General features: G+C 72.1%; 10 protein-coding genes, 1 tRNA gene and 1 pseudogene. 10 read left to right on the plus strand and 2 right to left on the minus strand.

From position 1 onward, the window contains the following. Window positions 1–99 precede the first annotated feature (99 nt). The 9 genes and pseudogenes from F8274_RS15990 to cysN all read left to right on the plus strand — a co-directional run bounded on the left by F8274_RS15990 (window position 100) and on the right by cysN (window position 8,199). Window positions 100–480, plus strand: coding sequence for a helix-turn-helix domain-containing protein (locus tag F8274_RS15990; RefSeq protein WP_151463187.1), 381 nt, complete (start codon window positions 100–102; stop codon window positions 478–480). 89 nt (window positions 481–569) lie between these two features. Then, window positions 570–641: transfer RNA gene (locus tag F8274_RS15995), tRNA-Gln, on the plus strand. A gap of 102 nt (window positions 642–743) precedes the next feature. Next, window positions 744–2,270: pseudogene (glmU, locus tag F8274_RS16000) on the plus strand (bifunctional UDP-N-acetylglucosamine diphosphorylase/glucosamine-1-phosphate N-acetyltransferase GlmU). Between the two features lie 50 nt (window positions 2,271–2,320). Then, on the plus strand, window positions 2,321–3,301 hold the full coding sequence (locus F8274_RS16005) for a ribose-phosphate diphosphokinase (RefSeq protein ID WP_091260632.1): 981 nt from the start codon (window positions 2,321–2,323) through the stop codon (window positions 3,299–3,301). 296 nt (window positions 3,302–3,597) lie between these two features. Continuing rightward, window positions 3,598–4,290, plus strand: a complete 693-nt coding sequence (locus F8274_RS16010; RefSeq protein ID WP_151463189.1) for a 50S ribosomal protein L25/general stress protein Ctc — start codon at window positions 3,598–3,600, stop codon at window positions 4,288–4,290. Window positions 4,291–4,386: 96 nt separating this feature from the next. Beyond that, entirely contained in the window at window positions 4,387–4,977 is a 591-nt protein-coding gene (pth, locus tag F8274_RS16015; protein WP_151463190.1) for an aminoacyl-tRNA hydrolase, read from the plus strand. Between the two features lie 92 nt (window positions 4,978–5,069). Then, on the plus strand, window positions 5,070–5,903 hold the full coding sequence (locus F8274_RS16020) for an inositol monophosphatase family protein (RefSeq protein ID WP_151463191.1): 834 nt from the start codon (window positions 5,070–5,072) through the stop codon (window positions 5,901–5,903). 80 nt (window positions 5,904–5,983) lie between these two features. Continuing rightward, entirely contained in the window at window positions 5,984–6,895 is a 912-nt protein-coding gene (cysD, locus tag F8274_RS16025) for a sulfate adenylyltransferase subunit CysD (protein ID WP_151463192.1), read from the plus strand. Beyond that, window positions 6,895–8,199, plus strand: coding sequence for a sulfate adenylyltransferase subunit CysN (gene cysN, locus F8274_RS16030; RefSeq protein WP_151463193.1), 1,305 nt, complete (start codon window positions 6,895–6,897; stop codon window positions 8,197–8,199). Before cysD ends, cysN begins: the two co-directional genes overlap by 1 nt. A 54-nt stretch (window positions 8,200–8,253) precedes the next feature. Here cysN and galK read toward each other — a convergent pair whose 3' ends face one another. Together galK and galE are read right to left on the minus strand one after the other, a co-directional pair. Continuing rightward, window positions 8,254–9,414, minus strand: a complete 1,161-nt coding sequence (galK, locus tag F8274_RS16035) for a galactokinase (protein WP_151463194.1) — start codon at window positions 9,412–9,414, stop codon at window positions 8,254–8,256. Beyond that, complete coding sequence (galE, locus tag F8274_RS16040) at window positions 9,411–10,340, minus strand: UDP-glucose 4-epimerase GalE (RefSeq protein ID WP_255474574.1); 930 nt, start codon at window positions 10,338–10,340, stop codon at window positions 9,411–9,413. Before galE ends, galK begins: the two co-directional genes overlap by 4 nt. A 229-nt stretch (window positions 10,341–10,569) precedes the next feature. On the opposite strand from galE, the gene F8274_RS16045 reads away from it, so the two are divergent. Next, on the plus strand, window positions 10,570–11,216 hold a 647-nt coding region (locus F8274_RS16045), incomplete at its 3' end, for a CBS domain-containing protein (RefSeq protein WP_151463196.1).

Consider the following 11,216-nt stretch of genomic DNA (forward strand, 5'->3'; position numbering starts at 1 on the left):
ACGGCTGCCTCGTGATCACCGTGCCTCGAAGTCGCGCGATCTACTGGCGGGTCGAAGGCGTCATCGCCGGCATCAGGGCGGCAGTGGAGCGCGTCGCGGATGAGTGAGGATCCGGTCCTCGGGCGGAGATGCGACAAGGACGACCTGCGGGCCGCAGCCTGGCGGCTGCGAGCCGAGGGACGCACGGTCAACGAGATCGCAGAACGACTGACCATCGCCAGGTCGACGGCCCATCGCTGGGTGGGGCATCTTCCGCTCGACGGCTCCTCGGAGGCGGCCACGCAGCGTCGCATCGAGGCGGACGCCCGCCGCGCACTGCACCGGGTGGACCGCCGGAAGCAGCGCGAGGACGCTGAACGCGAGGCGCGGGAGGCGGCCGCCGGGTGGGTCGATGCACCGGCCCTTCGAGAATTGCTGCTCGTCGGCGCAGCGCTCTACTGGTGCGTGTGCCCCGATCGCGTGAGCTCTACCTCTGGATAGCGGGCGTGGTGGAGCGTCTGGCCGCCGGGCGCGGCCCCGATCCGAGCCATCGGGAGGTGGACGACAGGCGCTAAGCTGTTGGCGACCCTTCGGCCGTGGTGTAACTGGCAACACCCAAGATTTTGGTTCTTGTGTTTCAGGTTCGAATCCTGGCGGCCGAGCAATTCTCTGTATTGGTGCCCTTCTTGGGGTATGCGGCGACCTGCCCGGCCGTCTGGTTAGCATGGCCGCGAGACTGTCGCCGTCCCGACTGGAGCCACGTCGTGTCCCAGCCCCACCTCCGCACCGTTGTCGTGCTCGCCGCCGGTGAGGGCAAGCGGATGAAGTCGGCCCTGCCCAAGGTGCTGCACCCGCTGCTCGGCCGTACCCTGCTCGGTCACGTGCTGGCCGCGGCCGCGCCGCTCGGCGCGGACCGTCAGGTGGTCGTGGTCGGCCACGGCGCCGACCAGGTGCGCGCGCACCTGGCCGAGATCGCCCCGGCGGCCACCCCGGTGCTCCAGGAGCGTCAGCTCGGCACCGGGCACGCGGTCCGGATCGCGCTGGACGCGGTGCCGGACGCCGCCGGCACCGTCGTGGTGATCAACGGGGACGTGCCGCTGCTGCGGCCGGAGACCGTGGCGGCCCTGGTCGAGGCGCACGAGGGCGCGGGCGCGGCGGCGACCGTGCTGGCCGCCGAGGTGCCCGACCCGGCCGGCCTGGGCCGGATCGTCCGGGACGTCGACGGGCGGCTGGCGCAGATCGTGGAGGAGCGCGACGCCACCCCGGAGCAGCGCGCGCTGCGGGAGATCAACGCGGGGATCTACGCGTTCGACGTGGCGCGGCTGCGGGACGCGTTGGGCAAGCTCTCGACCGACAACGAGCAGGGCGAGGAGTACCTGACCGACGTGTTCGGCCTGCTGCGGGACGCGGGGGAGCCGGTGGCGGTGCACTGCGCGGCGGACCACGTGGAGACGCTGGGCTGCAACGACCGGGTCGAGCTGGCCGCGCTGCGCCGGTTGCTGCGGGACCGGGTGAACGAGGGCTGGATGCGGACCGGGGTGAGCATCCTGGACCCGCACACGACCTGGATCGACGTGACGGTGACCGTCGAGCGGGACGCGGTGATCGATCAGAACACCCAGCTGCAGGGCGCGACGGTGGTGGGCGCGGGCGCGGTGGTCGGTCCGGACAGCACGCTGGTGGACACCGCGGTGGGCGCGGGCGCGAGCGTGGTGCGCAGCCACGCGGTGGGCGCCGAGGTGGGCCCGGAGGCGAGCGTCGGGCCGTACGCGTACCTGCGGCCGGAGTCGCGGCTGGGCCGGAAGGCGAAGGTCGGCACGTTCGTGGAGACGAAGAAGGCGACCATCGGCGAGGGTTCGAAGGTGCCGCACCTGTCGTACGTGGGTGACGCGACGATCGGCGAGCACAGCAACATCGGCGCGGCGACGGTGTTCGTCAACTACGACGGGGTGAAGAAGCACCACACGACGATCGGCAGTCACGCGCGCACCGGGGCGGACAACATGTTCGTGGCGCCGGTGCGGGTGGGCGACGGCGCGTACACGGCGGCGGGCTCGGTGATCATCTCGGACGTGCCGGCGGGCGCCATGGCGGTGGCCCGGGGTCAGCAGCGCAACGTCGAGGGCTGGGTGCTGCGCAAGCGGTCCGGCACGGCGGCCGCGGAGGCGGCGCAGCGGGCCCGTGAGGGTGCGTCGGACCCGGCCGGTGCCGCAAGCGAAGGTGACTGAATCCACGGGGGGCCGGAGACCGTGGGAGGACCGGTGAACGCGGGGGATACTGCAACCGAATAGTCCCGGCTCACCGCCGCCGGGAACACCGACATACGGGAGCAGACGGGCCCATGGGCAGCATCGTCGCCGAAAACCGCAAGAGCCTGATGCTCTTCTCCGGACGGGGTTTTCCGGAGCTGGCCAAGGAGATCGGTGAGGTGCTCGGCGTCGCGCCGACGCCCTCCGACTCGTACGATTTCGCCAACGGGGAGATCTTCGTACGCTTCAAGGACTCGGTACGTGGTTCGGACGCCTTCGTGGTGCAGTCCGTGACGCACGGGGTCAACACGTGGGTGATGGAGACCCTGATCATGGTCGACGCGCTGAAGCGCGGTTCGGCCAAGCGGATCACCGTGGTTCTGCCGTTCTACCCCTACTCGCGGCAGGACAAGAAGCACCGCGGCCGGGAGCCGATCTCGGCGCGGCTGGTGGCCGACCTGCTGAAGACCGCGGGCGCGAACCGGATCCTGACGGTCGACCTGCACACCGCGCAGATCCAGGGCTTCTTCGACGGCCCGGTGGATCACCTGTTCGCCATGGACGTGCTGGCCGAGTACGTGGAGCACAAGTACGCGGGCCGGCCGATGACGGTGGTGGCGCCGGACTCGGGCCGGGTGCGGGTGGCGGAGCGGTGGACGGACCGGCTGGGTGGCTGCCCGCTGGCGTTCATCCACAAGACGCGGGATCCGCTGAAGCCGAACCAGGTGGTGGCGAACCGGGTGGTCGGCGAGGTCGAGGGCCGGGTCTGCCTGATCGTCGACGACATGATCGACACCGGTGGCACGATCACCAAGGCCGCCGACATCCTGAAGGAGTCGGGCGCGGCGGAGATCGTGGTGGCGTCCACCCACGCGCTGCTGTCCGACCCGGCGACCGAGCGGCTGAAGAACAGCCCGATCAGCGAGGTCGTGGTGACGAACACGCTGCCGCTGCCGCCGGAGAAGCAGCTCGACAAGCTGACCGTGCTGTCGATCGCCCCGCTGCTGGCCCGGGCGATCCGGGAGGTCTTCGACGACGGCTCGGTGACCACCCTGTTCGGTGGCCTGAGCTGAGGTCCGCGCCCCGCCGGCGGCGGCCCTCCGAGTGGGTGGTCGCCGGTCGGGGAAGTGGCCGTCGCGGTGTCGCCGGCGGTGATATGGGGACTGCCGGAAAGCTCGGAATTCGCTCGGGTAGACTGGTGCGGTTGCCACGGCGAGGGTGCCCGGCGGGCCGCTGAAAAGCACCGCACGGAGGCGCCGTCATCGACGCGGTGCTCCGGGCGGTCGTTCATGACCTTGAGCCCCAGCGAGCCCCTCGCCCAGCACCGCCAGACGACAAGCCGCCGCAGCGAAGCATCAGGAGTTTCCCCGTGTCCGAGGTAAAGATCAGCGCCGAGCCCCGTACCGAGTTCGGCAAGGGTGGTGCCCGTCGTACCCGCCGGGCCGGCAAGGTGCCCGCCGTGCTGTACGGCCACGGCGAGAAGCCCAAGCACATCGCGCTCCCGGCGCGTGAGTTCGCCGCCGCGATCCGCAAGGGCGGTGCGAACCAGCTCTTCGCGATCGAGGTCAGCGACGGCACCCAGGTGCTGGCGCTGCCGAAGGCGATCCAGCGTGACCCGATCAAGGACACCTTCGAGCACGTGGACCTGCTGCTGGTCCGCCGGGGCGAGAAGGTCACCGTCGAGGTCCCGGTCCAGCTGACCGGTGAGGCCGCGAAGGACACCCTGATCGTGCACGACCACGACACCCTCACGGTGACCGCCGACGCCACCAAGGTGCCGGACCACCTGGAGGCTTCGATCGAGGGCGCCGAGGCCGGCACCCAGATCACCGCCGGCGACGTCGAGCTGCCGGCCGGTGTCGAGCTGGTCGCGGACGGGGACCTGCAGGTCGCCTCGGTGACCGCCGCTCCGACCGCCGAGCAGCTCGAGGCCACTCTCCCCGAGGTCGAGGTCGCCGAGGAGGAGGCCGAGGCCGAGGTCGGCGAGGAGACCGCCGAGGCTCCGGAGGGTGCTCCGGCCGAGGGCGAGCCGGCTGCCGAGGAGCCGAAGACCGAGGCCTGATCGGTTCGCAGGCTGTGCGACAGGCGTCCCCGGTTCCCGGGGGCGCCTGTCGGCGTATCGGAGACGGGTCGGCGGGCAGAGCGGAAGGGACGTGGCGTGACGGACGAGGCGGGGCCGTGGCTGGTGGTCGGCCTGGGCAACCCCGGTCGGGAGTACGCGGGCAACCGGCACAACGTCGGCTTCATGGTGGCGGAGCTGCTGGCCGCCCGGGTGGGCGCGAAGTTCGGCCGGCACAAGCGGGCGGTGGCCGAGGTGGCCGAGGGGCGGCTGGGTTTCGGCGGCCCGAAGCTGGTGCTGGTGAAGCCACTGACGTACATGAACCTCTCCGGCGGGCCGGTGGCCGGGCTGGCGCAGTTCCACAAGATCCCGCCGGGGCGGGTGATCGCGGTGCACGACGAGCTGGACATCCCCTACGGTCAGCTGCGGGTGAAGATCGGTGGCGGCGAGGGCGGCCACAACGGCCTGCGCTCGATGTCGAAGTCGCTGGGCACGAAGGAGTACGTGCGGGTGCGGTTCGGGATCGGCCGGCCGCCGGGCCGGCAGGACCCGGCCGACTACGTGCTGTCGGACTTCTCGGCTGCCGAGCGCAAGGAGCTGGAGTTCCTGGTGGACCGGGCGGCGGACGTGGTCGAGTCGGTGGTCACCAAGGGCGTGGAGCCGACGCAGAACCTCTACCACGGGGCCTGAGGCGCCGGGCGGGGCATCCCGGGCGGGTCGGCCCGGTGCCGGTAGTCTCCGCCTTCTGATGTGCGACGGCGGGCGACGGGAGCGGGAACACCATGGGCAGTCCTCCGATGATCGACGGCGCGTTCGCCCGGTGGTTGGCGGCCCGGGCCGGGCAGGCGCTGATGGGCCTGCGCGCGGAGCTGGGCTTCGCCGACGCGGGGGCGCTGAAGTCGGCCGGGGACAAGGTCTCGCACGATCTGATCCGCACCGAGCTGGCGAAGTGGCGGCCGGCGGACGCGGTGCTGTCGGAGGAGGACGAGGGTTCGCGGCTGGCCTGGACGGCCGAGGTGAGCAGCGACGTGGTGTCCCGGCTGAACGCCGAGCGGGTGTGGATCATCGACCCGCTGGACGGCACCCGCGAGTTCGCCGAGGAGGGCCGCTCGGACTGGGCGGTGCACGTGGCGCTCTGGTCGCGCAGCGCGCCGACGCCGCACGGGCTGGTCGCGGGCGCGGTGGGTCTGCCGGCGCAGCACCGGGTGCTGGGCACGGACTACCCGCCGGCGTACCCGCCGATGACCCTGGAGGCCGCCACGGCGGGCGGCGGCAGGACCATCCGGTTGGCGGCCAGTCGTAGCCGTCCGCCGGTTTTCCTGACCGATCTGGCAGAGGACATCGGCGCGCATCTGGTTCCGATGGGCTCGGCGGGCGCGAAGATCGCCGCTGTGGTCACGGGCGAGGTCGACGCGTACATCCACGCGGGCGGTCAGTACGAGTGGGACTCGGCCGCTCCGGTCGCTGTGGCGACGGCCACCGGACTGCACGCTTCCCGGATCGACGGATCTGCGCTGAAATACAACGAGGCCGACCCACGCCTGCCCGACCTGCTGGTCTGCCGCAAGGATCTCGCCAGCCGGTTGCTTGCAGCGCTGCAGAGGCATTCCGGGTAGCCTGAGCGTTCTTCTTCACGAGTCCGACCGGAAAGGTCTGGAATCCCGATGTGCGGATCCGAGCGAATCGAGTTCGTGTCATGACGGCGACCGCCGCGTACCAGGTGTCCCACCTGGACGCTCTCGAGGCGGAGAGCATCTTCGTGATGCGAGAGGTCGTCGCCGAGATGGAGCGCCCCGTGCTGCTCTTCTCCGGCGGCAAGGACTCGATCGTGATGCTCCGGTTGGCCCAGAAGGCCTTCGCCCCGGCCAACATTCCCTTCCCGGTGATGCACGTCGACACCGGGCACAACTTCCCCGAGGTTCTCGAATACCGGGACCAGCGGGTCGCCGAGCTGGGTCTCCAGCTCATCGTGGCCAGCGTGCCGGAGGCCCTCACCAAGGGGCTGGTGCGCGAGTCGGCCGACGGCATGCGCAACCGGATCCAGACCCCGGTGCTGCTCGACGCGGTGGAGAAGCACCGCTTCGACGCGCTGTTCGGCGGCGCGCGCCGGGACGAGGAGAAGGCCCGGGCCAAGGAGCGGATGTTCAGCTTCCGCGACGAGTTCGGCCAGTGGGACCCGAAGAACCAGCGCCCCGAGCTGTGGGCGCTCTACAACGGCCGGCACCACCCGGGCGAGTCGATCCGGGTGTTCCCGCTCTCCAACTGGACCGAGCTGGATGTCTGGCACTACATCGCCCGGGAGCGGATCCCGCTGCCGTCGATCTACTACGCGCACCAGCGCGAGGTGATCGAGCGCGACGGCATGCTCTACGCGGTCAACGAGTTCTTCCGGGGCCGTGCCGGTGAGCAGCCGTTCAAGGCCCAGGTGCGGTACCGGACCGTGGGCGACGCCTCCTGCACCGCGGCGGTCCGTTCGGACGCCGACACGGTGGAGAAGGTGATCGAGGAGGTGGCCGCCACCCGGATCACCGAGCGCGGCGCGACCCGCGGCGACGACCGGGTCAGCGAGGCCGCCATGGAGGACCGCAAGCGGGAGGGCTACTTCTGATGAGCGTCGAGACTGTTGCGCCGGCCGAGGCCGACGCGTCGGCCCGGCAGATGGACCTGCTGCGGTTCGCCACCGCCGGCAGCGTCGACGACGGCAAGTCGACCCTGATCGGGCGGCTGCTGTACGACACGAAGTCGCTCTTCACCGACCAGTTGGCCGCGGTCGAGGCGGTCAGCGCGGCCCGGGGCGACGAGTACACCAACCTGGCGCTGCTGACCGACGGCCTGCGCGCCGAGCGGGAGCAGGGCATCACCATCGACGTGGCGTACCGCTACTTCGCCACGCCGAGGCGGAAGTTCATCATCGCCGACACCCCGGGGCACATCCAGTACACCCGGAACATGGTCACCGGCGCCTCCACGGCCGACCTGGCGCTGATCCTGGTGGACGCCCGCAAGGGCCTGGTGGAGCAGTCCCGCCGCCACGCGTTCCTCTGCTCGCTGCTGCGGGTGCCGCACCTGGTCCTCTGCGTGAACAAGATGGACCTGGTCGACTGGTCGCAGGAGGTGTTCGAGCAGATCGCCGACGAGTTCACGGCGTTCGCCGCGAAGCTCGACGTGCCGGACCTGACCGTGGTGCCGATCTCCGCGCTGCAGGGCGACAACATCGTCAGCCGCTCGGAGAACATGCCCTGGTACGAGGGCCCGTCGCTGCTGCACCACCTGGAGCGGGTGCACATCGCGTCCGACCGCAACCTGGTCGACGTCCGCTTCCCGGTGCAGTACGTGATCCGGCCGCAGTCCACCACGGTCACCGACTACCGGGGCTACGCGGGCCAGGTGGCCTCGGGTGTGCTCAAGGCGGGTGACGAGGTGATGGTGCTGCCCTCGGGCTTCACCAGCCGGATCGCCGCCGTGGAGACCGCCGACGGCCCGGTGGATGAGGCGTTCCCGCCGATGTCGGTGACCGTCCGGCTGGCCGACGAGATCGACATCTCGCGGGGCGACATGATCTGCCGGCCGAACAACGCGCCGGCCGTCGCGCAGGACATCGAGGCGATGATCTGCTGGATGGACGAGACCCGCCCGCTCCAGGTCGGCGGCCGGTACGCCATCAAGCACACCACCCGTTCGGCGCGGGCCATCGTGCGCGGGCTCCACTACCGGCTGGACGTCAACTCGCTGCACCGCGACGAGACGGCCGGCGAGCTGAAGCTCAACGAGATCGGCCGGGTGCGGCTGCGGACCACGGTCCCGCTGCTGGCCGACGAGTACCGGCGCAACCGCACCACGGGCGGGTTCGTCATCATCGACGAGGCCACCAACCGCACGGTCGGCGCCGGCATGATCGTCGAGGCCGGCTGACCGCCGCCCACGTGAGAGAGGGCCCCCGGTCGGTTGACCGGGGGCCCTTCCGTCTCAGTCCAGGCGGGTCGCGCCGGGGGACGGGAGGACGGTGCGGGTGCCGGGCGCGGTGAAGCCGCGGTCGGCGTACGCGGCGGTCACGGCGGCCGCCACGGCGTCGGCGGCGTCCGCGTCAACGAGGGCGAGCACGCAGCCGCCGAAGCCGCCGCCGGTCATCCGCGCCCCGTACGCCCCGGCGGCCAGGGCCGCCTCGACCGCGGTGTCGATCTCCGGCACGGTGATCTCGAAGTCGTCCCGCATGGAGGCGTGCGAGGCGGTCAGCAGCGGGCCGATGTCGCGGACCCGCCCGGCGCGCAGCAGCTCGACCGTGTCGAGCACCCGCTGGTCCTCGGTGACGACGTGCCGGACCCGGCGGCGGGTCTCGTCGTCGTCGAGGCGGGCCAGCGCGGCGTCCAGGTCGGCGGTGGCGACGTCGCGCAGCGCGGCCACCCCGAGTGCCTTGGCGGCCCGCTCGCAGGACTTGCGGCGGGCGGCGTACTCGCCGTCGGCGTGCCGGTGCGGTGCCCGGCTGTCGACGACCAGCACGGCCAGCCCGGCGGCGTCCAGGTCGAACGGGATCTGCTCGACCTCCTCGGTGCGGCAGTCGAGGAAGAGGGCGTGCCCGGACCGGCCGCGGATCACCGCGGACTGGTCCATGATGCCGGTGGGCGCGCCGACGTAGTCGTTCTCGGCCCGCTGGGCGAGCCTCGGCCAGCGGTCGGCGGGGAGGTCCAGACCGCCGAGGTCGACCAGGGCGGCGAGCACCGCCGCCTCGATGGCCGCCGACGAGGACAGCCCGGAGCCGACCGGCACGTCGGAGGCGATGGCCAGCCGGGCGCCGGGGACGTCGTGGCCGGCGGCGCGCAGCGCCCAGACCACCCCGGCCACGTAGGCGGCCCAGCCGTCGACGCGGCCGGGCTCGTCGGCCTCAGCCGGCCCGAACTCCACGGGCTCGTCGTCCAGCTCCGACCAGACCGACCAGCGCCCGTCGTCCGCGACCGCCGCGGCCACGACGGTACGCAGCGGCAGCGCGAAGGGCAGCACGAACCCGTCGTTGTAGTCGGTGTGCTCGCCGATCAGGTTGACCCGGCCGGGAGCCGCCCAGCGGCCCGCCGGCTCCGCGCCGTACCGCTGCCGGAAGCCGACGGCGGCGCGGGCCGCGACGTCGCCACTCACCGGTCCTCCAGGATGTGCGTGCGGTAGAACTCCCACGCGTCGCCGACCATGTCCTGGAGGGTGGGCTTCGCCGGCACCCAGCCCAGCTCGGCGCGGGCCAGCGCCGAGGAGGCGACCAGCTCGGCGGGGTCGCCCTCGCGGCGCGGGGCCACCTCGACCGGCACCGGGTGCCCGGTGACCTCGCGGACCACCTCGATGACCTGCCGGTTGGTGAAGCCGTTGCCGTTGCCCAGGTTGTAGATCCGGTGCCGGCCCCCGGTGGCGGCGTCGAGGGCCAGCAGGTGGGCGCGGGCCAGGTCCTCGACGTGGATGTAGTCGCGCACGCAGGTGCCGTCGACGGTGGGGTAGTCGTCGCCGAAGAGCTGGAACTTGTCGCGCCGGCCGGCGGCCACCTCGAGGGCGAGCGGGATGAGGTGGGTCTCGGGGTCGTGCCGTTCGCCGATGGTCCGCCCACCGTGCCGGTAGGCCCCGGCCACGTTGAAGTAGCGCAGCGAGACGGCGGCCAGGTCGTGCGCGACCGCCTCGGAGGTGAGCGCCATGTCGACGGCCAGCTTGGTCGCCCCGTACGTGTTCGTGGGCGCCTTGACGGCGGTCTCCGGGATGGGCAGCTCGGTGGGGTTGCCGTAGACGGCGGCCGTGGAGGAGAAGACCAGCCGGGGCACCCGGGCGGCGCGGACCGCGTCGATCAGGGCGAGCGAGCCGACCGTGTTGTTCTGCCAGTAGAGCTCGGGCTTGACCATCGACTCGCCGGCGGCGATCAGGGCGGCGAAGTGCAGCACGCCGTCGAAGCCGGCGTCGGGGGTGAGCACCCGCGCGGCCTCGTGGATCGGCAGGTCGACGTGGGTCGCCTCGGGGGCGAGCGCCTCCCGGTGGCCGGTGCGCAGGTCGTCCAGGACGGTCACCTCGTGACCGTGGTCGAGCAGCATCCGGGTCACCACGCTGCCGATGTAACCGGCGCCGCCGGTGACGAGCAGTTTCACGTCGCTCCTCCTGCCTGGGCCGCGTGCCGCGGCGGCCGTCCGTGATCACCCTACGGGCCGCGGGCGGTGTCGCGGCCGCGAGTGGGCCCGCCTCTATTCCACCACAATCCTTCACGATTGAACAGATCCGAACATCGGCCGGGCTGTCCGGCGCCCGCTGTCTACCATCCTTGTCATGCGGGAGGGAGGTGGTCCCGGGCCCCGGCGACGCCCGCCGGGGCGGCCGAGACGCGCACCCGGACCCGTGGCCCGCACCGTGGCCCGGCTCGTGGTGCGCGCCGCCGACGGTGCCACCCGCCTGGTCACCGACCTGCTCGGGGCCAGCCCGACCGCCGGCCGGGAGCGGATCAGCGAGGCCGAGCTGCGTGACCTGGTCGCGGCCAACACGGTGCTCGACCCCGACGAGCGGCGGATCATCGACGAGGTGCTGGTGGCCGGCGCGCGGCTCGTCCGCGAGGTGATGGTGCCGCGCACCGAGGTGGTCTTCCTCGCCACCGGGCTCACCGTGGCCGAGGCCGAGCGGCTGGTCCGCGCCGACCCGCACACCCGCTACCCGGTGGTCGACGGCACCCACGACGACGTGGTCGGCTTCGTCCACCTGCGGGACGTGCTGCTGCGCCCCGAGCGGGACCCGCGCGCCACGGTCGGCGAGCTGACCCGCGAGGTGAAGCGGCTGCCGGGCAGCAAACGCGTGCTGGCCGCGCTCACCGAGATGCGCCGGGAGGGCCACCACCTGGCCGTGGTGGTCGACGAGTACGGCGGCACGGCCGGCATCGTCACCTGCGAGGACCTGGTCGAGGAGCTGGTCGGGGAGATCCACGA

Source organism: Micromonospora sp. AMSO31t (assembly GCF_008868175.1).
Classification (GTDB): Bacteria; Actinomycetota; Actinomycetes; order Mycobacteriales; family Micromonosporaceae; genus Micromonospora.